The 22,617-nt window shown below is 38.7% G+C and carries 23 protein-coding genes; 11 read left to right on the top strand and 12 right to left on the bottom strand.

Annotated features, from left to right (window positions below):
• Positions 1–203: 203 nt before the first annotated feature.
• The 5 genes from ACOWPH_RS17080 to ACOWPH_RS17060 form a co-directional block, all read right to left on the bottom strand.
• Positions 204–962 carry a TIGR00297 family protein gene (locus tag ACOWPH_RS17080; RefSeq protein ID WP_015216574.1) on the bottom strand — a complete coding sequence of 253 codons (759 nt, stop codon included), beginning with the start codon at positions 960–962 and terminating at the stop codon, positions 204–206.
• Between the two features lie 91 nt (positions 963–1,053).
• A complete protein-coding gene (locus ACOWPH_RS17075) occupies positions 1,054–1,851 on the bottom strand; it encodes an Rpn family recombination-promoting nuclease/putative transposase (protein ID WP_015216573.1) in 798 nt (265 codons plus the stop codon).
• A 3-nt stretch (positions 1,852–1,854) separates the two neighbouring features.
• Entirely contained in the window at positions 1,855–2,169 is a 315-nt protein-coding gene (locus ACOWPH_RS17070) for a hypothetical protein (RefSeq protein ID WP_015216572.1), read from the bottom strand.
• A 159-nt stretch (positions 2,170–2,328) separates the two neighbouring features.
• The gene (locus ACOWPH_RS17065) at positions 2,329–3,309 is read right to left on the bottom strand and encodes an RsmB/NOP family class I SAM-dependent RNA methyltransferase (protein ID WP_015216571.1); all 981 of its coding nucleotides are present in this window, start codon (positions 3,307–3,309) and stop codon (positions 2,329–2,331) included.
• A gap of 32 nt (positions 3,310–3,341) precedes the next feature.
• Positions 3,342–3,536 (bottom strand): hypothetical protein, encoded by a 195-nt coding sequence (locus ACOWPH_RS17060; protein ID WP_042465330.1) that lies wholly within the window; start codon positions 3,534–3,536, stop codon positions 3,342–3,344.
• On the opposite strand from ACOWPH_RS17060, the gene ACOWPH_RS17055 reads away from it, so the two are divergent.
• Both ACOWPH_RS17055 and ACOWPH_RS17050 read left to right on the top strand, forming a co-directional pair.
• Positions 3,535–4,965, top strand: coding sequence for a DUF2157 domain-containing protein (locus ACOWPH_RS17055; RefSeq protein ID WP_015216570.1), 1,431 nt, complete (start codon positions 3,535–3,537; stop codon positions 4,963–4,965). The two genes, ACOWPH_RS17060 and ACOWPH_RS17055, sit on opposite strands and share 2 nt — an antisense overlap.
• Before the next feature lie 122 nt (positions 4,966–5,087).
• Positions 5,088–5,822 carry a GDYXXLXY domain-containing protein gene (locus ACOWPH_RS17050; protein WP_015216569.1) on the top strand — a complete coding sequence of 245 codons (735 nt, stop codon included), beginning with the start codon at positions 5,088–5,090 and terminating at the stop codon, positions 5,820–5,822.
• Here the strand turns inward: ACOWPH_RS17050 and ACOWPH_RS17045 are convergent.
• From ACOWPH_RS17045 to ACOWPH_RS17035, 3 genes are all read right to left on the bottom strand, one after another.
• Positions 5,819–6,058, bottom strand: a complete 240-nt coding sequence (locus ACOWPH_RS17045; RefSeq protein ID WP_015216568.1) for a hypothetical protein — start codon at positions 6,056–6,058, stop codon at positions 5,819–5,821. The two genes, ACOWPH_RS17050 and ACOWPH_RS17045, sit on opposite strands and share 4 nt — an antisense overlap.
• Positions 6,059–6,359: 301 nt before the next feature.
• Positions 6,360–7,151, bottom strand: a complete 792-nt coding sequence (locus ACOWPH_RS17040) for an endonuclease/exonuclease/phosphatase family protein (protein WP_015216567.1) — start codon at positions 7,149–7,151, stop codon at positions 6,360–6,362.
• A 152-nt stretch (positions 7,152–7,303) separates the two neighbouring features.
• Positions 7,304–7,630, bottom strand: coding sequence for a DUF433 domain-containing protein (locus ACOWPH_RS17035; RefSeq protein ID WP_244887712.1), 327 nt, complete (start codon positions 7,628–7,630; stop codon positions 7,304–7,306).
• A 98-nt stretch (positions 7,631–7,728) separates the two neighbouring features.
• Between ACOWPH_RS17035 and ACOWPH_RS17030 the strand changes: the two genes are divergently transcribed.
• The 6 genes from ACOWPH_RS17030 (at position 7,729) to ACOWPH_RS17005 (ending at position 13,014) form a co-directional block, all read left to right on the top strand.
• Complete coding sequence (locus ACOWPH_RS17030) at positions 7,729–8,889, top strand: DUF58 domain-containing protein (protein ID WP_015216565.1); 1,161 nt, start codon at positions 7,729–7,731, stop codon at positions 8,887–8,889.
• A gap of 208 nt (positions 8,890–9,097) precedes the next feature.
• Entirely contained in the window at positions 9,098–9,463 is a 366-nt protein-coding gene (locus ACOWPH_RS17025; RefSeq protein WP_015216564.1) for a ferredoxin thioredoxin reductase catalytic beta subunit, read from the top strand.
• Positions 9,460–9,852 (top strand): DUF309 domain-containing protein, encoded by a 393-nt coding sequence (locus ACOWPH_RS17020; protein WP_015216563.1) that lies wholly within the window; start codon positions 9,460–9,462, stop codon positions 9,850–9,852. The genes ACOWPH_RS17025 and ACOWPH_RS17020 overlap by 4 nt, the downstream gene beginning before the upstream one ends.
• Positions 9,853–10,296: 444 nt before the next feature.
• Positions 10,297–10,794, top strand: a complete 498-nt coding sequence (locus tag ACOWPH_RS17015; RefSeq protein WP_015216562.1) for an LptA/OstA family protein — start codon at positions 10,297–10,299, stop codon at positions 10,792–10,794.
• A gap of 27 nt (positions 10,795–10,821) precedes the next feature.
• Complete coding sequence (gene lptB / locus ACOWPH_RS17010) at positions 10,822–11,550, top strand: LPS export ABC transporter ATP-binding protein (RefSeq protein WP_015216561.1); 729 nt, start codon at positions 10,822–10,824, stop codon at positions 11,548–11,550.
• A 348-nt stretch (positions 11,551–11,898) separates the two neighbouring features.
• Complete coding sequence (locus ACOWPH_RS17005; RefSeq protein ID WP_015216560.1) at positions 11,899–13,014, top strand: LptF/LptG family permease; 1,116 nt, start codon at positions 11,899–11,901, stop codon at positions 13,012–13,014.
• Between the two features lie 126 nt (positions 13,015–13,140).
• On the opposite strand, the gene ACOWPH_RS17000 is transcribed toward ACOWPH_RS17005, so the two are convergent.
• On the bottom strand, positions 13,141–13,755 hold the full coding sequence (locus ACOWPH_RS17000; RefSeq protein ID WP_015216559.1) for a CP12 domain-containing protein: 615 nt from the start codon (positions 13,753–13,755) through the stop codon (positions 13,141–13,143).
• Positions 13,756–14,283: 528 nt separating this feature from the next.
• Between ACOWPH_RS17000 and ACOWPH_RS16995 the strand changes: the two genes are divergently transcribed.
• Positions 14,284–15,288 (top strand): hypothetical protein, encoded by a 1,005-nt coding sequence (locus ACOWPH_RS16995; RefSeq protein WP_015216558.1) that lies wholly within the window; start codon positions 14,284–14,286, stop codon positions 15,286–15,288.
• A gap of 174 nt (positions 15,289–15,462) precedes the next feature.
• Here the strand turns inward: ACOWPH_RS16995 and ACOWPH_RS16990 are convergent, their stop codons facing one another.
• Complete coding sequence (locus ACOWPH_RS16990; RefSeq protein ID WP_171815814.1) at positions 15,463–15,627, bottom strand: hypothetical protein; 165 nt, start codon at positions 15,625–15,627, stop codon at positions 15,463–15,465.
• Positions 15,628–15,646: 19 nt separating this feature from the next.
• Complete coding sequence (locus ACOWPH_RS16985; RefSeq protein WP_015216557.1) at positions 15,647–16,957, bottom strand: hemolysin family protein; 1,311 nt, start codon at positions 16,955–16,957, stop codon at positions 15,647–15,649.
• Positions 16,958–17,186: 229 nt separating this feature from the next.
• On the opposite strand from ACOWPH_RS16985, the gene mfd reads away from it, so the two are divergent.
• Both mfd and ACOWPH_RS16975 read left to right on the top strand, forming a co-directional pair.
• A complete protein-coding gene (mfd, locus tag ACOWPH_RS16980) occupies positions 17,187–20,693 on the top strand; it encodes a transcription-repair coupling factor (protein WP_015216556.1) in 3,507 nt (1,168 codons plus the stop codon).
• Positions 20,694–21,042: 349 nt separating this feature from the next.
• Positions 21,043–21,633 (top strand): hypothetical protein, encoded by a 591-nt coding sequence (locus ACOWPH_RS16975; protein WP_015216554.1) that lies wholly within the window; start codon positions 21,043–21,045, stop codon positions 21,631–21,633.
• A 166-nt stretch (positions 21,634–21,799) separates the two neighbouring features.
• Here ACOWPH_RS16975 and ACOWPH_RS16970 read toward each other — a convergent pair whose 3' ends face one another.
• Positions 21,800–22,597, bottom strand: a complete 798-nt coding sequence (locus tag ACOWPH_RS16970) for a hypothetical protein (protein WP_015216553.1) — start codon at positions 22,595–22,597, stop codon at positions 21,800–21,802.
• Positions 22,598–22,617 lie beyond the last annotated feature (20 nt).

Below are 22,617 nucleotides of genomic sequence, written 5' to 3'. Positions count from 1 at the left end.
GCAGGAAATTACGGTTCACAATGATAAAGATTCTGTGAATTAAATATGGCAAAAATAAATAATTATAAAATTTACCGAAAATACTTAAGTTATTTAAACTAGTAAATACAATAATTTACTCAAAAGTTAGTATTCTATGCTGCAATGAATATAAAAAAAACAGCAAATTTGCTGCCATATTTTATCCAAATTTTGGTAAAATTTTAAACAAATATGCTCTTCCAAATCAAAGCAATGACAATAGCTGCAACAGCCCCAATCAGTGTATTGACAATATTTACAACTTCATTAGTGAGCCAAGTATATTTAGATTGCAAAGTTGCACCAATGACACTTTCTAAATTTGTAGCAATAAATGCTGCGATCGCACACCAAACAATTCCTAGGGGATCAATTAAATTTACGCCCCAAGCCACAAGTGCGATCGCGATCGATCCTACTACACCAGCTAAAGTCCCCTCCAAACTTACCGCCCCTTCTGTTCCCCTAGCCACAGGTTGCAGCGTCGTAATCAAAAAGGTACTTTTACCATAAGCTTTACCAACTTCACTCGCAGTCGTGTCAGATAGCTTAGTGCTAAAACTCGCCACATAACCCAAAACTAGCAAAGACTGGAAACTGGGTACAAGCAACACTCCCACAGCGCACAAAGCCCCAACTAATGCCGAACCCCAAACGTTTTCCGGCCCCCTAGCACCAGAACGCTTTTCCGCAATTCCCGCTGCTTCCTTTTCTGCCATCCCAATCCGCGTTACCCCAGAACCGACAATAAAATAAAACACTACCACTAGATATCCTTGCCAGCCTAGTGTTCCCCAAATGATAATTCCCAATAACCAAGCATGAAATATACCCGCCGGGGTGAGCAATTTTTTAGGAATAATTGCCACTATTGCCAACAAAATTGTATTTAATACAACGCCAACTATCCAGGGGTTAAAAGACTCAATTACAGATAACATCGGTGATAAATTGTGAGTATTTTTAGGGTTTTTATGGTAATAACATCATTTTATACTTGTTTACCACAAATTTATCGTCATCTTAGATGCCTTAGTCCTGTCTATCCTGCTTTTTAAGGGCTTGTCGTACCACTTCGATTTTTAATTCTAGTGCTTCGGCAATTTGTTCTACACTTAAACCCATTTTCAAAAGACGAGGAATTGCTTCTAACTTAGTATTTAGCTTAGTTTCTTCCTGAACTTCTTCCTTCACTTCTTGATAAAATCTGGTTTGTCGCCATTCTGTTAATCCAAACATTGCTTCTAACTCCTGACGGCTATAGGTGGAAAACTTATAAATTAGCATTCTTTCTACTAATTCTAAAAGATAACGACTGTTGGCCGCATCTGCTTGTTGTACTAAATTAATTAAACTTCTTGCTGTTTGTACTGCTTCATCTTCAGGCGCAACTACTAATTGAATAATTTCTAAACCAATTGAAGTTGATGTATCAGTTAATTCATCTAAATAAACTACATGAATTTGTCCAGCAGCTAGTGAAGTTTGATATGTAAAGGGAATACCAGGATCAAAACTCCGTTTAGCCCACAATACTACAGCTTGCCATGATTTATCAGGTTTATATTGGTTTAAATACAGAAATACTTCGGTAATCAACCGCCAGTATAAATCATCATCATTTTGAAATTGGACTTCAACAAAATAAATAGGATCTTCTGGGTACTCGACTTTGGGTAGAAATACACCATCTATGCGACGTGCTAGTTCTTTGATTTCTACTGATGAAAATTCGTAGTGTGCAGCTAGTTCGGGTGATTTTTCCAGCAGTTCAAATAAAACGCTGGGGAGATTTTGCAGAAGGGTGTAGAATATCGTGTCTGTCTTCATTTTTCATGAAAGTGCGATCGCATTTGTAGGTGCTAACATACTACACACTACATAGAATTTTGTTTTTGTTTCCAGTTTTCTTTGAATAGCACGAGTACTATCTCTCAAAGAAGACCATGCAGTAGCGTAATTATGGATTAAGCGACTAAGTTCTCTACCACCGTATATGTGTAATTCCATGTACTTTTGGCTATCAGATATAAAATCATCACTAGCTATGAGGTTTTTATAACCTTGAATAGTTGATTTCAATTTATGATAGTTTCTTTCAAAAATATAAAAACTATAAAAAACAATAGAACCAAATTTATCTCCCATTTTAATATTCTCCCCAATTTAGTATTCGGTCATTTTTTTGATGTCATTCAATTTTAGCTATTCTAACAGAGATTGATATTTTTTATCTGATGACAAAATACCGTTTTAATGTGTAAACCAATAAATCCCAATTTATCAATCCACTATTTTGTTATTCTGTCAATGCGTAAGTCCTAAATTTTTGATTTCCATATCTTTGTAAATATACATTGAGGAAATAGCATCTAAATCTATCTCCTTTCTTTCACCCTCATCTGTATTTTTAAACAACACAGTAAACGCACCAGCACCTAAACCATCTTGGGGAAACATCCGATAACAAGGAATAGTAGTTAAATGTGATTGATATTGTAATAAATGAGGAACTTCCACCGCTTGAAATTGGGGAAACTTTTCTAAAAACCATTCACATACTTGCTCATTTTCTTCCGGTGAATAGGTACAAGTCATATAAGCCAAATAACCTTGAGGAGCTACAACCTGTCCTGAGTTAGCAATAATACGTTTTTGGCGATTAGCACTTTTATTAATTGATGTAGAGTGAAAACATCCAGGTGCTTTTTCACCCTTAGCTAATAAAGATTGCCCAGTACAAGGCGCATCTACTAGGACTAAATTACTAGACAAAGGAAACATTTCTGCAAAAATACTAGAATCTCTATTTACTACACCACTAGGTTTAATCTGGCAGCGTTTCAAGTTAGAAATTAACATACCCAAACGCTTACCAATCACTTCATTACTGATCAGTAAATCAGGTTGTAATGCTTGCCAAGCAAAAACACTCTTACCTCCCGGTGCAGCGCACATATCCAGCACTAAAGGTATTGATTGATTGATAGTTAACAAAATAGAAGCAGCAAATACAGAAGAAAAATCCAAACAATAAAAATATCCTTGTTGATGTAGGGGATGTTGACCGGGTTTTTGCCCTAACTGTAAACGGTCTACAAATTGGGGTTGCCAAAGTGTTGAATTCTCTACCATAAAAGGAGAATCTTCTGGCTTGTTTTTACACCAAAGAATACAAGGTAAAAAAGGCTTAGGATTAACTAAAGCATCTATAAACTTTGCTTGTTGATCATCATTATCAAATAAACGGCGCGAAACTTTAAGTAATAAATTTGAAGGCTTTTCCATCTTTAATTTTTTGATTCAAATATTTGGGAACTTTAGCTAATTAGAACAATATTAAAAGTGTTACACCAGAACAATGCCATCCAGGTATTTAGCTGCATACTGAAAATATAATGACCACCATTTAGATTGCGTTTGCGAAGCGCGTCCGGCGCGGCTTCTGGCCTTTGGCTAGAAGCTAACTGTGTTTTGACACTTGCTAAACTAACCCATTGCACCGGAGAGGTCATGATCCCAGATAATTTTCCGAAAAAATTACGCCAAGAAGCAAAACTTTGGCGAGATGAAGGACTTATTAGTTCTTCTCAACACCAGCAACTAGCAGACCGTTATCAATTTAATAAAATAGAAGCGGCTGCACGAGAAAGTTCTGGATTAATTGCCGTTGCCGCAGGTGGCTTACTTTTAGGATTAGGCATAATTATCTTTGTAGCAGCAAATTGGCAAACATGGTCAAGAGAAGTCAAGTTTATCTTGTTAATGAGTTGGTTCCTGTCTACTGCTATCACTGGTTTTTATACTTGGAGAGAACCAACACTCAAGAAATCTGAAAATAAAAAGCCACAACGAGGTAAACGTCTACTAGGAGAGGGTTTGCTAATTCTCAGCGCCTTTATTTTAGGGGCAACTTTACTGCTAATGGCGCAAATATTCAATATTAGCGGTTCTGCTGCTGAGTTATTTTTGGCTTGGGGGTTCGGTGTTTTAGTGATGGCCTATAGTCTGTCGCTCAATTCTTTAGGTATTTTAGCTATTGTTCTCATCCAAATTGGTTATTGGATAGGACTCAGAGAGTTTTTATCCTCTCCTAATGAGTTGAGTTGGGCGCGGTTAGCAGTGCGACATATGCCTCTGCTTTCATGGTTGGCATTTGTTCCCTTAGCCTATGTCTGCCGTTCACGGTGGATTTTTGGGTTAGCGGCTGTAGCCTTTACTGTTTCTTTGCAATATAATCTCAACCCATTACCACTACTGACTTTTTCTTCTAATGTAGTTCCTTGGGTGGCATCTTTTGCTTTAGCACTTCCACCATCATTACTCTGGAGTTATGATGACTTGCTTTTCCCCACGGTTCATTACAGGTTATTTCAACCCCTAGCCCGTAATTTAGCCTTGGTGTGTTTTAGCGTCGTCTTTTATTTGTTATCTTTCCGTTGGCAATGGCAATCTTTTGGTTTTGGTAATTCGGCAACAAATTCCTTGAATGTGTTCCAGTCTCTGCCAATAATTGATTTAGGAATTATCAGCGGCTTGGCAGTTTTGCAGTGGTTATTTCTGTTTCGTCATCGTAATAATCCCACCCGCAAGGAAGTATTTTTTACGATCACTGTCATTATCATTTTTCTCAGCTTTATTGTCATATTACCTTTTTGGCATCAAGCTATTAGTCGTATTCCCGAACTGGGCATTTTTGTTTTCAATGTCCTGTTGACAACATTAGTTTGGGGACTGATCCAAGAAGGAATGAAGTTAAATAACAGATTTTCTTTTTGGTGCGGTATGCTATTGTTTGTCTTGCAAATTATCAGCCGCGTGTTAGAGTACGATACCGATTTATTGTTTAGATCATTGGTGTTTGTATTGTGCGGTTCTGGTCTGATTTCTGGGGGTCTTTGGTTTGAACGCCGCTTCCATGAACGTACTGCTACTAAGAAATAGTAGGGAAGTTGTTTAGCTAAAATTAACGGATATACTAAATCTCTGCGTTAAAAATCCTATTAGTTATTGGTCATTGGTTGTTAACAAGTGACAACTAAACAAACTCTAAGCAATTAATTATCATGACAAATAAATCACCTGAATCGAATAAATCACCTGAATCGAAGCAAACCTTAAGCCCAGAGAAGGAGTTTTCGGAAAAGTTGACTTTTCGGGATTACTTGATAGCTACTGAACAAAAGGCTAATGAGCCGCTACCAATTTGGCGGTTAATAGCACCTTTAATGGTGCAAATTGGCCTAATTTTGGCGGTTCCAACTCAAGCGATGTATACAGATGTAGCTGGTAAAACGGTGGTTTTGCAAACTCTACCTGTATCTTCTAATAATTTGCTGCGGGGTTCTGCTTTAACGCTTGATTATAATATATCCCGCAGTGAAACTTTGAGAAGATTACCTGGGTGGAGAGATTGGGTAAGACAAAATTCCCTGAGAAACTCACAAGTAACTCAGGGTAGTGTCTTATATTTAACTTTGCAAGAACAACTATCTTTTAATCGTGATGTTGGTATTCCTAGGGCTTGGAGACCAGTGCGTGTCAGTAGTAGTCGTCCTCAGAACTTACGCAATAATCAGGTAGCTTTAAGGGGTAATTATCAAGATGGTTTGATTAATTACGGTTTGGAAAACTATTACATTTCTGAAGAACAAAGACAGCAGATTAATAATGATCTGTTGGAAACACAGGAAAGGAGAAATGGGCGGAGATCGCCGATAGTGGTAAGAGTGAAAGTAGATCCTCAAGGTAATGCTGTACCTACGAGTATGTGGATAGGCGATCGCAATTATCGCTTTTAGTCTTGGTGGTGTAAATTCCAGGCTGCACCAAAAGCAGCCCCAGCCCCGGCTAATAACCCAGTACTCATACCTTGAATAGTTTTTTCTACTGGGTTTTTAGTCAGACATTCGCTGCTGATTGAATCAGCACTCAAGCACATTTTGCTTTCTGCCCATGCGGAAGTCCCGCCTAAAATGACACCAGATACACTACAAGCAACAATAAGGAGTAACAGGCGTTTACTTTTTCTATCCATAGATGGATGCGTAAAATAGAAGAATGAGGTTCTGTTCTAGAATACTTTACACTCTTTTTGTAATTTAGCAACAGGTGACATGGGGCAGGAAGTAGGCAACAGGGGGCATAAGTACTTACAAAACAGGGAACAGATAAGAAACTTTATTTCTGAGTTTAAAGCTCAGTCAAAAAACAGTGTCATTATTTCAATCTCATGTTTTTAAATATGAGTTTTTTTTGTTAAGAGTTGCCTGTTCCCTGTTCCCTAAAACGAAAAAACTTTGTACCTCACGAGCATGGGAACGGCTATATTAAACTTTTTAATCAACAATCTCTAAATCAGCAACAATCCCAAAATGATCCGAAGGATAAAGATAACGGTTATTATCTGCTGGTTGATTGAGAATTATTCGACAATCTTTCACCTGTAAATGCTGATTAATAAAAATATAATCTAAAGTTCCCTGCCACGGTTTCCAACTTCTATTAAAAATTAAAGTTCTCCAAAATTGTCTGATTCGTTTCTTCCAACTAATTTTATCTAAAGGTGTGGGGCAAGTATATTCTGGTTCTTGTCCATGATAAACTTGATATGCTGATTGATATTTTTCTTTAACTAATGCAATTCCTGATGTATCGGGAGTACCATTAAAATCTCCTACTGATATAATTGGCATTGTATCAGGAAATTCTGATAACCAATTTAACATCATTTGTATTTGTTTATTACGTTTTTTGTGAGAACCGGGATGCCAAAAATAATGCCCGTTACAAATTACTATTGATTTATTATCATCAAACTTAATTTGTGCATATTGGGCTATTCTTCCCTGATGTTCTAAATTTAGTGCTGCTGTTTTTTCAATTGGATAACGACTGAGAATAGCTAAACCAAAGGGTAAATCACTATTACATACTTCTTTGGGAACAGCTTTATAAATATAGGGGATATTTAATTGTTCTGCTATCCAAGCAGATGTATCTTCTGATAAGCTGACTTCTTGTAAAGCAATGATATCGGGATTTTCGGCTTTGAGTCCATCTATTAATAATTGTCTGCGTTGTGTCCAATAATTCAATTTAAAGAGAATGTTAATTGTGGCAATTTTCATAATTTTATTGTCATTTTTTCACAAAAATTCGACACCTCTCAGATTGAGTGCGTAATCCCACATTGTTTGTGGTTGTGACATCAATTCCATAACGACGCAACCCAAGGGCGATTGCAGGATCAAAATTTTCATCTAGATGAAAGCGGATTCGTTCAGTGATTTCTCGACTGTCTGAGTTTTTCTTGAAGACGTGAGGGATGATTTTGTTTCAGCATCTCAACTATCTCATTTTCTTGTGCTGCAAGTTCATCAATCTCGTCTCGATGATCAAAATAATAAGCCATTGCTGCATAAACAGATGCTAGTGACAAGTCATATTTACCCGCAATCTCTATCAAAGAGTAACCCAGCTTTAAATGCATCACCGCTACATCCTCTACTGCAATGCGAGTACCAGCAATTCTGGGTTTCCCACTTCGCACATCAGCAGCAATTTCGATATACTCCTGGCTGACTAACTGCATCAATGAATCTTCCACCTACATTCCTTAATTTAATCATACACAATTACAAATTTATCAATGCAAATGCCCAATATACTGTACATTTCAGCCATTGTTGAGTTAAAAAAGAAACTATGAAAATCACCAAAAACATCACCAATTGGTTAGAAATCCACGCCTCATCTCCTACCTATGGCGGTTGGGTATTAGCCGGCATTGCTATTTGTTATTTAGGCGCTGCTATCAACACGATGGCAGGCTGGTTATATGTAATTAGTGGGGTCTGTATTGCCCTTGTGGGTGTGTCAGCTTTTTTAGCACCGCGATCGCTCAAAAATCTCATTATCAAACGCTCTCCCATCCAGCCAGTCAGCGTTGGCGACGACATCACCATTGAAATAGAAGTCCATAACCCCACCCAAAAGCCTGTTACCTTATTGCAAGTTGCAGATATACTGCCCTTCATCTTAGGCAAACCAGTCAAACAGCCAATTGACACCATCGACGCAAAAGATTCTCACCGTTGGACATATTATCACCCCACCGAACGCCGAGGATTGTACCGATGGGAAACAGTAGAATTAGCCACAGGTGCGCCTTGGGGATTATTTTGGTGTCGTCGGCAGCGAGAATGTAAAGCTAGAGCGATTGTCTATCCCACCGTTTTACCCCTGACTAGCTGCCCCCTAGTTGATGAAATAGGGCAAGATGAACACCAAAAAAATGATCTTCGTGGAAAACCATTACAATTAGCGACAACAGGATTAGTGCGATCGCTCCGTCCTTATCGCATCGGTGATCCCACCCGTCTCATTCATTGGCGTACCAGCGCCCGTTATGGAGAATTACGAGTCAGAGAATTAGAAGTTATCACTGGTGGACAAGAAATCATTATTGCCCTTGATAGTGCAGCTAATTGGCAACAAGAACAATTTGAACAAGCAGTCATCGCCGCCGCTTCATTATATTTCTATGCCCACAGACAACAATTGCAAGTAGAACTGTGGACAGCAGCCACAGGTTTAATCAAAGGTGATATTCCCGTTCTCGAAACTTTAGCAGCAACCAACCCCTTAGAAGAAGCCAACACACCACCAGACAACTACCCCCTAATTTGGCTCACTCAAAACCCCTTAACTCTATCTAACTTACCTCTAGGCAGTCGTTGGGTTTTATGGGAGGATATAAATCCATCCTCAGAACAACTCATAGTCAATCGAGATTATCCTGGCATCATCCTTCACAGTGAACAAGAACTACAACTTCAGTTACAAAAACCATTAAGTTCACTATAGAAATTGATACAAAACTTCAATTAACTTAAATTAAGTTAAACTTCCCTGATGTCATCAATTATTTTGATCACCAGATGCCAGACCGACAAGCGTTAGTATAAATCTAGGTCAAATTTTAAAATTTCAGGTTGGGGAGATTTCCCCAGTAATAGCTCACTGGGGCTGTTGTACAATGCAAAGAAATATTTAAATTATGAACGACGATCCAATGGTTAAATCAGAAGTTAACACAAAATCCAGCGAAAAAAGCCTAGAGGCAATGCGGCATTTTTCCGAACAATACGCCAAACGGACTGGAACATACTTCTGTTCAGAACCTTCCGTTACAGCAGTCGTAATTGAAGGTTTAGCTAAACATAAAGACGAACTCGGTGCGCCTTTGTGTCCCTGTCGCCACTATGAAGACAAAGAAGCCGAAGTTAGCGCTGCCTATTGGAACTGTCCTTGTGTTCCCATGCGAGAACGCAAAGAGTGCCACTGTATGCTCTTTCTCACCACCGATAACGATTTTGCTGGCGACAGACAAGATATTTCCCTGGAAACCATCAAAGAAGTGCGGGATAGCATGGGATGAGTGACGACCTACCCCAAGAGTTTTGGCAAGGAGTGGAACAGTTCAACTCTGGACAGTTCTACGCTTGTCATGACACCTTAGAAGCTCTATGGATTGAAGCAACCGAGCCAGAAAAAAGTTTATATCAAGGTATTCTGCAAATTGCAGTAGCCCTGTATCACCTGGGTAATCGTAACTTGCGAGGAGCAATGATTTTATTGGGGGAAGGTAGCAATCGCTTACGCCGTTATCCCGCTAGTGATTGCGCCATCAATGTAGAAGAATTTTTTACTCAAAGTGTGGAATTGTTGAAGGAACTCCAACAAGCAGATCCAGAAAAAATTCTTAGTGTAGATTTGGGTAAAAATGCAGCCTTGCCTTTACCTAGAATTTCTATAATTAAAGATTAGCAATAACGAAACCTTTAGGTGTCCTCAAGCGTCAACAATCTCAAGTTGTAGTCACATATCCAATGATTTATCTGCAATTATTCCCGATAGCAGATTGTATTTATGGATAAAGTGGTTGAGTTGACACTTCATCACCTCTAGTGCAACAAGGCAGAAAAGAATAAAGCTCGCTTAATCAGCTTTTTAACCTTTTTTCACTAGATATCTATTTTCGCCCTTGTGTACTGGTAATATTGAGGCTGATTTTTTCAACTTTAATTGTGGAGAACTCCACACAAAAGATGATCCAATTTCACCAACTCAAAGCGACTTTTCTTCCCCCTGCTCCCTGCCCCCCTGCCGTCACAATGACGGGATATTTTTTTAGTTGGAAGTCTCTTGGTGATTCTGCACTGAGTACGATTTTTAAAATCAGAATACAAACTGAGATAATCCTTATCCACTATGATACCCCCCTATCAATTGCCAAAATCACAGATACATCGTCTTGGATTGGCGCTAATGCTACCCGTTGCGCTATTGGGTGCAATTGCTTTTCCTAGCCAATTACCAACCGCTACAGCCCAATCATCTGGGGGAAATCGCCCACTCACCATTCGCTCTGATGTGCAAGAATATGATGCCAAAAGTCAAGTAATTACTGCTCGTGGTAATGTACAAATGTTGTATCCTGCTCGTCAGTTGCAAGCAACAGCAGCCCAAGCACAATACTTTAGTCAAGAAAGACGCATTGATTTCAGTGGTAATGTCTATATTTTGCAACAGGGTAATAATAGTATTAGAGCGGAGAAAGTCACTTATTTGATTGATGAAGGTCGATTTATCGCCTTACCCCAGTCTAATCGTCAGGTAGAATCTGTGTACATGGTAGAAGACTCTAATCTCAATGGACAAACTGCCAAACCTGCCCCAAAGACACCATCTCTCAAGCGTTCTAATTAGAATCTGTTACCACAAAAAACGCGAATAGTGAAAATAGTTTTAGAAAATATTCACAAATCTTACGGCAAGCGACTAATTGTCAATCGCGTTAACCTTTCTGTAGCTCAAGGTGAAGTTGTTGGCTTACTCGGCCCCAATGGGGCTGGTAAAACGACGACATTTTATATCGCTACAGGCTTAGAAAAACCCAATCAAGGCCGGGTGTGGTTGGATAATTTGGATATTACGGGAATGCCCATGCACAAAAGAGCTAGATTGGGAATTGGCTATTTAGCTCAAGAAGCAAGTGTGTTTCGTCAACTCTCCGTTCAAGATAATATCCTGCTAGTATTCGAGCAAACTAGTGTGCCACGCAGGGAGTGGTCGAGACGGTTGCATGATTTAATCGGGGAGTTCCGTTTGGAAAAGGTGGCTAATAGTAAAGGAATTCAACTTTCTGGTGGTGAAAGACGACGGACAGAGTTAGCAAGGGCTTTAGCAGCAGGAAGACAAGGGCCGAAATTCCTACTTTTGGATGAACCATTTGCGGGAGTAGACCCTATCGCAGTTGCAGAAATTCAAGAAATTGTGGGACAATTGCGCGATCGCGGTATGGGCATTCTCATCACAGATCATAATGTCCGCGAAACCCTGGCCATTACTGATCGTGGTTATATCATGAGGGAAGGGCAAATTCTCGCTTTTGGCATTGCAGATGAACTTTACAATAACCCACTCGTGCGTCAATACTATTTAGGTGATAACTTTTCCACCTAAATTTATTATTGTTAATAATAAAAAATAATTTAAATCTCATAAATTAGCTACTTCAATCACAATCATCAATACATTTTTAAACTGCTAATACATCTAGGGTGCCGAAATTTAACTTTTAAACTTATTGTTAAGTATTCAGGATGTAGAATACATAAATCATGAAAATCAAGGCTTTTCGCGTCAATTTTGATGATTTTGAGAAAATTTCACTTCTCTCCATTCCTGATTTCATAAGCATTCTGACTCCGAACTCCTGACTCCGAACTCCGAACTCCGAACTCCGAACTTATGATATCCAAGCAGATTAAATCTTTCTACTCACTCAATTCACTGCTGCCTTTTTCCATCATGGATCGCTATTTGGCAATGCAGTTGCTGCCGCTATTTCTATTCGGAGTTGGGGCATTTACTTCTGTAGTTTTAGCAATTGACAGCTTATTTGAATTATTACGAAAAGTAGTAGAATCTGGACTACCAATCACCACAGCCATGAAGGTTTTTGCCTTAAAACTGCCTTATGTCATGGTTTATTCCTTCCCCATGTCCACCTTATTAGCTACTTTAATGACCTACAGTCGTTTGTCTAGTGAGAGTGAACTAATAGCCCTTCGTGGTTGTGGAGTAAGCGTCTATCGCATGGTATTAACTGCTGTTTTATTAAGTACTTTAGTCACAGGTATGACATATGTTTTTAATGAACAAATTGCACCAGCAGCCAATTATGAAGCAACTCGGACACTAGAACAGGCACTAAAATCAGATACACCTTCATTTAAACAACAAAATATCTACTATCCTGAATATCGAGAAATTAAACAACCAGATGGTAGTACTAATAAAATACTTTCACGCTTGTTTTATGCCGATCAATTTGATGGCAAAAAAATGCAAGGTTTAACAATTATAGATAGATCTACAGAAGGACTCAATCAAATACTCGTCTCAGAATCTGCCCAGTGGAATGCATCAGAACAGGTTTGGGATTTTTATAATGGCACTATTTATTTAGTTGCTCCCGACCGTTCTTATCGAAATATTTTGCGGTTTGAAAAACAACAATTACAACTACCTCGCACACCTTTAAATTTAGCAGAAAATAGCCGAGATTATGGCGAAATGAATATTGCCCAAGCTTTGGAACAACTAGAAATAGAACGTTTAGCTGGCAACCCCCAAAAAATTAGAAAACTAGAAGTACGGATTCAACAAAAAATTGCCTTTCCCTTTGTATCTATAATTTTTGGTTTAGTAGGTTCGGCAATGGGCAGCATACCTCAACGGACAGGCAGAGGAACGAGTTTTGGGATCAGTGTCATAGTTATTTTCAGTTACTACTTATTATTATCAGTTTCCGGTGCTTTAGCACAAGCAGATGTTCTTTCTCCCTTAATAGGTGCTTGGCTGCCTAACTTATTTGGTTTAGTAACAGGTTTATTTCTATTGTCGCGAGTTGCACAAAGATAAATAATTCGTAATTCGTAATTCGTAATTCGTAATTCGTAATTCGTAATTCGTAATTCATAAGTAAGGATTCAGGATACAGTATTCTGACTCCTGAATCCTGACTCCCGAATTTTTAGAGTAAAAGTCTTATTGAGGATTTCGACATTCTGGTGCAGCTGGATTTTCTCGACAGTATTCTTCAAAAGAAACTTTAGCTGACACCATAACTTCAGCTTTTTGATGTGCAGCTTCTGCTTGTAGTTCCTCTACTTCATCCCAAGCAGCAGCACAGGCTTTAGAATAAGCCCCTTGTTCAGTACAAATAGCACGAGCTTCTTTAATCGCTTTTTTAATTCTCTCCTCTAGTAGTAACGTTTTAGGAGCTTCCACAAAATCACTTTTGGTAAGAATATCCGTAATTGAGATAATTCCCAACATCTGACCTTGAATTACAGGGGCCCTGCGAATACCAGTATTAGCAAACAACCGTGCTACGTATTCTACGCTCAGATTAGGATCGACAATAATACAAGGCTTACTCATAATTTCATAGACCCTTAATTGTCTAGGGTCTTTGCCATAAGCTGTCACCTTATAGACAATATCTGTCTCAGTGACAATGCCATAGGCATCATCATCATAGCGACGATCTACAACTAGCGCACGCAATCCTTTTTCTTTCATTAGTCCGACTGCTTCTGCAACAGTCGCTGTACCACGGATAGTAACTACGTCCTTGGTCATGATATCTTCGGCTTTCATGATTAAGTCTCCTGGTGAATGGTACAGTAGTAACTAGGAAGGGGAAAGTTTAACAATTGTTTGGCTATACCAATAAAATTAGTCCAGCTTTCAACTCCAGATGATATCCAAAGTGACCGATATCTGAAAACTAAGCATAAATTGACTAAAAGTTATAAAAAAATGTCAAAGAACTGCAAGGTTTAACACTAACTTTACATTTGGAATTGAAAATACTTTTACTGATAATGGTTCTCTGCCAGATGTAATAAATAGAATCAAGGTGGGGGAAATCCCGTCCCCACAGGCTCGGTAGTTGAAAACTGCACATCACTAATCTGAAAACTACTACAGAATTTTTTATAAATTTATTTAATTTACGTTTCGTATGAAAGTAAATTTTTGATTAATTAAACTGTATTACTCATGACTTATTACTTTTGAGAAGCTAGGATGAAATTACAATACTTTTACTATTGATATAGTTCAATTCAAGAGAAGCATCTAAATCTTTCCTAATTTATAAAAATAATTCAATCAATCAAAGTTATGCCAGCACGCAACTATCCCCCCGCTTATTTACGCTATCTCAAAGCCAGATTATCTAATTTCTTTCGGCCTAGTTTTTGGGGAACAGGCATTTTCTTAATCGTTGTAGCCCTAGTAATTAGGGAATATTGGAAAAATCCAGCACTTTTCACCGAAAAACCAAATCAAGGCACAGTTGTTTCCGAGAAGGTTGAAGAAGCTTCACTTTCTAATGAAGATAAAGCAATTACAGCAGATATTGATAATATGCCATCGTTGTTAAGCGATTTTGACAGAGAAAATTTATCTGCGATTATCACTACATCTTCAAAAAATACTCAGATAGAGAATGCAATTAATCAAAAAAATGCAGATGTTAATCCTGCTAAATCAAATCTGGGCTTAGGGATAGTTAGTCAAATTTCTCCCGATAGTGTAAAAAATCCCTTGATGGTACAAGCTACAAAATTATTGCAGCCTGTTAAAGTTAATAGTAATAATCAATTTTTAGGTTTAAATAATCTAGTTGTTCCCAGTTCAACAGAAGTTGTAGAAGTTTCTAATTTGAATTTTGAATTAAATGATCAGACTACAAATAATCAAACTCCTGTGTTGATAAATCCTTTAGCAACAGCCATCAACAGATCTAGTAATACAAGCCAAATAAAGTCTTTTAGTAGTAATGGAAATGTCAGGTCAATTGTCCCTATTAACAGCTTACCTAATCAGGGTTTACCCTCTAATTCCAGTATGGGTTATATTCAGCCAGGATTAGTGAACCAGTCACAAAATACCTATAGTACTTTTAATAATGTTCAGACAATACCCAATCAAGAAACACCAACAACAGGGTTGACTCCTGTACCTAATAATCCTTATGGTGTCAATTCTCCAAGTCGAGATGTTGTCAACTCAACTGCTGCTGTAGGATATGGAAATTACGGTAATTATAATTTACAGCAGCCCAGTCAATTACCGCAATCAAATTTATCTTATCCTGGACAGGTGCAGCAGTATCCCAGGTAATTTTTTTTCTTTAGGGGATGTTGTTCGCGCAGCGTGCCGTTAGGCATATAAATGTAAAACCTAGATAAATCAAGACATTCAAGGGTAAAAAAGTTGAATAAGGTGCAAGGAATAAGGGATGAAAGCATCAAAAACCTTTCATTTACCCAGATTTGAAAATATTCTGATCTCCTTCTAATTCTTCTTCCTTCTTTCTCCTGACTCCTGACTCCTGACTCCTGACTCCTGACTCCTGACTCCTGACTCCTGACTCCTGACTCCTGACTCCTGACTCCTGACTCCTGACTCCTGACTCCTGACTCCTAGCCCTAACAGAAAGACTTTTATGCCTAACGCCACGCTACGCTATCAGCAAACCCTACTTATTATGATTTATCTTCGGCACAACTAACACTTTATCAACACGGTTCCCATCCATATCCATGACTTCAAAACGCATACTATCCCATTCAAAATGATCTGCGGCTGCGGGGATACGTCCTAAATGGGTGATGACAAAACCACCTAATGTTTGATAGTTTCCTCTTTCCTCTGTGCCTAGTTCTTCTAAACCGAATAGTTCTAAAAATTCTTCTATACCTAGCATTCCATCTACAAGCCAAGAACCATCTTCTCGTTGTACAGCTTGGGGTTCTTCCTGTCCTGGGCCTGCGGGAACATCACCGACAATTTCACTCATGATGTCATTCAGGGTAACTAATCCTTGAATTACGCCGTATTCATCGACTACTAAGGCCATGTGAGTGACAGTTTGCTTGAATAACTCCAATACTTTTAAACCACGGGTGCTTTCAGGTACAAATACGGGCTGACGTAATCCCAAGGTTAGATCTAAAGGTTCGCTGCGTAAACTCCTGGCTAATAAGTCGGTGACGGGAATAATACCTAGAACGTTGTCAAGTCCTTCTTGACAAACCGGATACCGAGAGTAGGCACTTTCGACCATTTTATGGCGATTTTCTTCAAGAGAGTCGTCTAAGTCTAACCAAACAATATCAGGACGGGGTGTCATTAAGTAAGTGACTGGACGATCGCCTAAACGGAATACTCTTTCCACCATATCCTGTTCTGCTTCTTCAAATGTTCCCGCTTCTGTACCTTGTTCTATTAAAATTTTAATTTCTTCTTCTGTAACTTGAGGTTCAGTCGAGGGTGTAATTCCTAACAATCGCAGGACGGCATCTGTAGAGGCACTTAATAAATACACCACTGGAGAAGCTAAGGCAGCTAAAGCACGCATGGGAATAGCAACACTAGAGGCTACTCCTTCGGGGTTATTTAAAGCCAAACGCTTCGGTACTAGTTCACCAACAATTAACGAAAGATAGGTAATTAGCAAAACCACTATCCCGAAAGCAATGGGTTGGCTATAATCGGCTAAAAATGGTACTAGCTGGACATACTTCTCTAGCCTTTGGGCAATGGTAGCACCACCAAAGACACCATTGAGGATGTTAATGAGTGTAATGCCTACCTGAACAATGGACAAAAAATGATTGGGAGACTCTGCTAGTTCTAATGCAGCCTGGGCATTGAGGTTGCCTTGATTGGCTAGTTGCTGTAATCTGACCTTCCGGGCTGAGACTATGGCCATCTCAGACATGGAAAATACGCCGTTAGCGAAGATCAGCACCAAAATCGTTAAAATTTCAAAAGAGAGGGAAGACATTTTAAAAATTACCGCTATAGAGAAAAAAGATAGCTTAACCCTTAGTATCCAGTATTTAAGGTGATTTTATAAATGCTAAGACTATACAAAAAGTAGTAGTTATGTTTCTTCTGTCTATTAGTAGTTACGCCTTATCATCAAGATTGCTGTGAACACTTTTAAAATAGTTGAAAGGGACTGCCTCTAGATTTTCTCCTCCCCCACGACTTCTAATTTAAGTATAAAACCTATGGCTTTTTCTTCTATTGTGCGTGCTTTGGCGCGATCGCCTCTGACGGCAGAACTGACTCTCAAACTCAATAAACAACAGGAGTTACGGTTAAATGGTATCTCTCGTTTACCCAAGACTTTGATTGCTTCAGCTTTAGCCAACTCTGAGGGTAAGGATTTATGTGTGGTGTGTGCCACTTTGGAGGAAGCCGGACGAGTTTACGCCCAAATGGAAGCAATGGGATGGAAAGCTGTCCATTTTTACCCGACTTCCGAAGCTTCTCCCTACGAACCCTTTGATCCTGAAACTGAGTTAAGTTGGGGACAAATGCAGGTTTTAGCTGATTTGGTAGCTAAGGGTGGGGTTTCCCCAGAGGGGAAGTTACCTCAAAAAAATACAGCCATAATTGTAACTGTGGGGGCGTTACAGCCACATTTACCACCACCGGATGCGTTTAAATCTTTTTGTGTCACTTTAAAAAAAGGGATGGAATTTGATTTAGATGCTTTTAGTGAAAAAATCACGATTTTGGGATACGAACGAGTTCCTTTGGTGGAAACGGAAGGGCAATGGAGTCGGCGTGGGGATATTGTCGATATTTTTCCGGTGTCCTCTGAGTTGCCTGTGCGCTTAGAATGGTTTGGAGATGAAATTGAGCAGATTCGGGAATTTGACCCCACTACTCAGCGTTCTGCCCTGGATAAGATTAACGAAATAACTCTTACGCCAACTAGTTTTACACCAATTATTTTAGATGCACTTAAGGATCATCCTCATTTCCCAGAAAATGTAGAGACGTTGCATGCAACGTCTCTACAGGGATCGGACTTAGGACTCTTAGAAGGTAGTCGGCGTTTTTTGGGTTTAGCTTTTGCAAAACCTGCTTCTCTGCTGGATTATTTAGCCGAAAATGCGCTGGTGGCCATTGATGAGCCAGAACAATGTTATGCTCATAGCGATCGCTGGGTGGAGAATGCACAGGAACAGTGGGAAGAGGTAGGAGGCAGGGGAGAAAGTTACCAATTACCTAAAATTCATCGGTCGTTGGATGACTGTTTAGTGGAAATTGGGAAATTTAAAAAGTTATATTTATCGGAATTGGCTGAAGAAAATACTGGGCTAAATTTAGCGAGTAGACCTTTACCTGTCACACCTCACCAATTTGCCAAGTTAGCTGAGACAATTAGACAAGAACGCGATCGCAAGTTTGCTGTTTGGGTACTTTCGGCTCAACCTTCCCGTTCTGTCTCTTTACTCCAAGAACACGACTGTCCCGCCCAGTTTATTCCTAATCCCCGCGACTATCAAGCGATCGATAAGCTGCAAATCAATCATACTCCTATCGCTCTCAAATATTCCGGTTTAGCAGAATTAGAAGGTTGTATTTTACCTTCTTTCCGTCTCGTTATCGTCACCGACCGCGAATTTTACGGACAACATTCTTTAGCTAATTTTGGCTATATCCGCAAACGTCGCAAAGCTGCTTCTAAACAAGTTGACCCCAACAAATTGCGTCCAGGGGATTATGTCGTTCATCGTAGTCATGGTATTGGTAAATTTGTCAAGTTGGAAAGTTTGACAATTAACCACGAAACCCGTGATTATTTAGTGGTGCAGTATGCAGATGGTTTGCTGAGGGTTGCTGCTGACCAAGTTGGTTCTCTGTCTCGGTTTAGAACTAATGGAGATAAAGCCCCACAACTCCACAAAATGACCGGAAAAGCTTGGGAAAATACGAAAAATAAAGTCCGCAAAGCGATTAAAAAACTAGCGGTAGATTTGTTAAAGTTATATGCAGCGCGATCGCAACAAGAAGGTTTTTCCTATCCCGCAGATATGCCTTGGCAGGAAGAAATGGAAGATTCTTTTCCTTACCAACCTACCACCGATCAACTAAAAGCGGTGCAAGATGTGAAACGGGATATGGAAAGCGAAAGACCGATGGATCGGTTAGTATGTGGTGATGTCGGATTTGGGAAAACAGAAGTTGCAATTCGGGCAATTTTTAAAGCTGTCACCGCAGGTAAGCAAGTTGCACTTTTAGCCCCAACAACAATTCTAACTCAACAACATTATCACACCATCAAAGAACGTTTTGCTCCTTATCCTGTGAATGTGGGTTTACTTAATCGTTTTCGCAGCGCGGAAGAAAAACGCAATATTCAAAAGCGTTTGGCTACTGGAGAATTAGATATAGTTGTAGGGACACATCAGCTATTAGGTAAAGGAGTACAGTTTCGAGATTTAGGACTTTTGGTAATTGACGAAGAACAAAGATTTGGTGTAAATCAAAAGGAAAAAATCAAAAGTCTCAAAACTCAAGTTGATGTTTTAACTCTTTCTGCAACTCCCATTCCTAGAACCTTATATATGTCTTTGTCTGGAATTCGGGAAATGAGTTTAATTACAACACCACCCCCAACGAGAAGACCAATTCAAACCCATTTAGCACCATTAAAACCCGAAATTGTCAGAAGTGCAATTCGTCAAGAATTAGATCGGGGTGGACAGGTATTTTATGTAGTTCCCCGTGTGGAAGGCATTGAAGAGACAACAGCAAACCTGCGGGAGATGATTCCAGGGGGAAGATTTGCGATCGCACACGGTCAAATGGACGAAAGCGAGTTAGAATCAACCATGCTCACTTTCGGCAATAATGACGCGGATATCCTCGTTTGTACCACAATTATTGAATCTGGTTTAGATATTCCGCGAGTCAACACCATTTTAATAGAAGATGCTCACCGTTTCGGTTTAGCTCAATTATATCAATTGCGCGGACGTGTCGGACGTGCCGGAATCCAAGCTCACGCATGGTTATTTTACCCCAAACAGCGGGAATTATCCGATGCCGCCAGACAAAGATTAAGAGCAATTCAAGAATTTACCCAACTTGGTTCTGGATATCAATTAGCCATGCGCGATATGGAAATTCGCGGTGTAGGTAACTTGCTAGGTGCAGAACAATCTGGCCAATTAGATGCAATTGGGTTTGACTTGTACATGGAAATGTTAGAAGAAGCAATTCGAGAAATTAGAGGGCAAGAAATACCCAAAGTTGATGATACCCAAATTGACCTCAACCTCACAGCCTTTATTCCTTCAACTTACATCACCGATATTGACCAAAAAATGAGCGCATATCGTGCCGTAGCAACTGCAAAATCCAAAGAAGAATTAACATTAATAGCAGCCGAATGGACTGATAGATATGGGACTATACCTGTTTCTGCAAATCAACTTTTGCGAGTCATGGAATTAAAACAAATCGCCAAAAATTTAGGATTTAGCCGCATTAAACCAGAGAATAAACAGCATATTGTTTTAGAAACTCCCATGGAAGAACCAGCTTGGAATTTGTTAGCAGAGAATTTAAAAGAAAGTATGCGTTCTCGTTTTATTTATTCTCCAGGTAAGGTGACAGCTAGAGGTTTAGGTGTATTTAAAGCCGAACAACAATTGCAGACTTTGATTGATACTTTAAGCAAAATGCAAGGTGCAATTCCTGAAGCAGCTTTAGTATGATTATTTTATTGTCAGGAGTCAGGAGTCAGGAGGAAGAATATTTTTCTCTTTTGTTCCCTGTTCCCTGCTATATCAAATATTCTGAATCCTTACCTTGATCCGTATTATGGTTAGGCGATTGGCTTAATTTTTTACCAATCTCACACTTTGCAAACATCCTCTCAAGATAAACGGCAACAATCGCTACTAAATTAGCGTCTCTCTTTGAGATACTCAAATATTGATGCATTGAAGATTGTATTTTATTATTCAAATTTGCATCGTCATATTATGTAGTAAATGGTTATTAATTTGTATTTTTACAAGAATAACCAACTTTTTAATACATCACCCCATGGGAAATTTTGTCATGCTGAATCTTAAAACTTTTTCCAACCTAAGTACCAACATCAATCACAGACTAATTACCAGTTCTTTAATGTTAACTGCCATGTTATCAGTAAGCAGTGGCATCACTCTTATGAATAGTTCATTTGCTGTTCCAAATCCCATTAATATCCAGCAAAGATATATCAAAAATAATAAAATACAACCTATCCCAATTCCTACTAATGAGTTACCACCACCTTTAGATAGAGGTATGGTATTTCGGGAAATTTCTAGTGGTGGGATAACTGGTAGAACTTACCAAACCATTTTACTAAACGATGGGCTTTTGATGCGTGTACGGATTGGTGATGCTAATGATTCAGAACGTAGTGTCCGCCGTGTTTCTTTACAACAGGTAAAACAGTTTGAAAAATTGCTAAATCAAAATAACATTACTAAATTCAAAAATCTCAATTATCCTGCACCTAGCGGTGCTGCTGACTATATTAACTACACTCTCACCAGCCAAAAAGGTACATTTCAGTACAATGATATTTCTCAAAATGGACTGCCAAATAAATTACAGTCTGTTATCTCCGCTTGGAATCAACTAAAAAATAAAGCTCAATAATATAGCGTTTCCTAATGACATAATACTCAATAGCCATAAATCCATTTTCTTTATAGCCTTTCTCACTCTAGTTAGATACAAAATTACCCCTCCCCTTGGTAAGGGGAGGGTGCGCGACAGCGCGGGTGGGGTGTATTTCATGAACTTGGGAATTGCCATAACATCTTTACACCTTAATTTGCTGATGTGTAATTTTAAGATTTAGGAAAGCAGCTAAATTTTCCACCATTTCTAATTCACTTTTCCAATTTTGACCATAATATGAAGATAAAGATATGCGTTCACCTCCAGACATTAATAAAAGATAGGAAGTTGTAGTATCATCACTTTTATCAATTTTGTCCTCCTTGATTACCTCCACCACTTCACTAAGTTTGTGTTCAATTAACTTGTTTTTGAGAAAGCCTTTGTGCTGAATTAATATTTTATTAGTAATTTTATCAAAAGTTATATTTCTGTAATAAGGAATAACAATTATAAGTATCAAAAGTCCCATACCGAGACTGAAAAATAATAATCCCATCAATAGTGGGCCTACTTTCAGTTGTGTAGAAAACTCAAGTTGAAAACTATTTTGTGTTTTATTGGTAATAAAGCTATTAATTTGAGAGGCTATACTCTGGGCTTGATCTTCTGAGTTATAGCCAATAAGAGTAAAATTATCATAGTCAGTTTTCAATTTGACAAAATATTGATCGTCATTACTTTCTCCAGATAGGGTAGCCACAATTGCTGCATTTATTTGTTCTAAAAAAGTTTCTTGTTTTATCCCTAGCCATAATTCGTTTTCTTTAAAATTACAACTAGGATTATTTGCCGCTATTCTGTTACAAGAAAATACAAAATTTCTCGGTAAAGCTGAATAAGTAATAGCCAGTCCAGAAACTGTAAATGCTATAGTGAGTAACCCAGAAAAAAATATTCCACTAAAAGGGTTGTTGTGCAATACCAATTCATTTTTCATTTTGTTAATGACATCAGGGT

It is taken from the genome of Anabaena sp. PCC 7938, from assembly GCF_049315035.1.
In the GTDB taxonomy this organism is placed as follows: Bacteria; Cyanobacteriota; Cyanobacteriia; order Cyanobacteriales; family Nostocaceae; genus Anabaena; species Anabaena cylindrica.
This window is presented reverse-complemented; position numbering and strand designations above follow the sequence as displayed.

Excerpts from the sequence above, each read along its gene's own strand:
- ACOWPH_RS17080 (WP_015216574.1), bottom strand. The coding sequence starts at position 962 with ATGTTATCTGTAATTGAGTCTTTTAACCCCTGGATAGTTGGCGTTGTA.
- ACOWPH_RS17075 (WP_015216573.1), bottom strand. The coding sequence starts at position 1,851 with ATGAAGACAGACACGATATTCTACACCCTTCTGCAAAATCTCCCCAGC.
- ACOWPH_RS17070 (WP_015216572.1), bottom strand. The coding sequence starts at position 2,169 with ATGGGAGATAAATTTGGTTCTATTGTTTTTTATAGTTTTTATATTTTT.
- ACOWPH_RS17065 (WP_015216571.1), bottom strand. The coding sequence starts at position 3,309 with ATGGAAAAGCCTTCAAATTTATTACTTAAAGTTTCGCGCCGTTTATTT.
- ACOWPH_RS17055 (WP_015216570.1), top strand. The coding sequence starts at position 3,535 with ATGATCCCAGATAATTTTCCGAAAAAATTACGCCAAGAAGCAAAACTT.
- ACOWPH_RS17060 (WP_042465330.1), bottom strand. The coding sequence starts at position 3,536 with ATGACCTCTCCGGTGCAATGGGTTAGTTTAGCAAGTGTCAAAACACAG.
- ACOWPH_RS17050 (WP_015216569.1), top strand. The coding sequence starts at position 5,088 with ATGACAAATAAATCACCTGAATCGAATAAATCACCTGAATCGAAGCAA.
- ACOWPH_RS17045 (WP_015216568.1), bottom strand. The coding sequence starts at position 6,058 with ATGGATAGAAAAAGTAAACGCCTGTTACTCCTTATTGTTGCTTGTAGT.
- ACOWPH_RS17040 (WP_015216567.1), bottom strand. The coding sequence starts at position 7,151 with ATGAAAATTGCCACAATTAACATTCTCTTTAAATTGAATTATTGGACA.
- ACOWPH_RS17030 (WP_015216565.1), top strand. The coding sequence starts at position 7,729 with ATGAAAATCACCAAAAACATCACCAATTGGTTAGAAATCCACGCCTCA.
- ACOWPH_RS17025 (WP_015216564.1), top strand. The coding sequence starts at position 9,098 with ATGGTTAAATCAGAAGTTAACACAAAATCCAGCGAAAAAAGCCTAGAG.
- ACOWPH_RS17020 (WP_015216563.1), top strand. The coding sequence starts at position 9,460 with ATGAGTGACGACCTACCCCAAGAGTTTTGGCAAGGAGTGGAACAGTTC.
- ACOWPH_RS17015 (WP_015216562.1), top strand. The coding sequence starts at position 10,297 with ATGATACCCCCCTATCAATTGCCAAAATCACAGATACATCGTCTTGGA.
- ACOWPH_RS17005 (WP_015216560.1), top strand. The coding sequence starts at position 11,899 with ATGGATCGCTATTTGGCAATGCAGTTGCTGCCGCTATTTCTATTCGGA.
- ACOWPH_RS17000 (WP_015216559.1), bottom strand. The coding sequence starts at position 13,755 with ATGAAAGCCGAAGATATCATGACCAAGGACGTAGTTACTATCCGTGGT.
- ACOWPH_RS16995 (WP_015216558.1), top strand. The coding sequence starts at position 14,284 with ATGCCAGCACGCAACTATCCCCCCGCTTATTTACGCTATCTCAAAGCC.
- ACOWPH_RS16985 (WP_015216557.1), bottom strand. The coding sequence starts at position 16,957 with ATGTCTTCCCTCTCTTTTGAAATTTTAACGATTTTGGTGCTGATCTTC.
- mfd (WP_015216556.1), top strand. The coding sequence starts at position 17,187 with ATGGCTTTTTCTTCTATTGTGCGTGCTTTGGCGCGATCGCCTCTGACG.
- ACOWPH_RS16975 (WP_015216554.1), top strand. The coding sequence starts at position 21,043 with ATGCTGAATCTTAAAACTTTTTCCAACCTAAGTACCAACATCAATCAC.
- ACOWPH_RS16970 (WP_015216553.1), bottom strand. The coding sequence starts at position 22,597 with ATGAAAAATGAATTGGTATTGCACAACAACCCTTTTAGTGGAATATTT.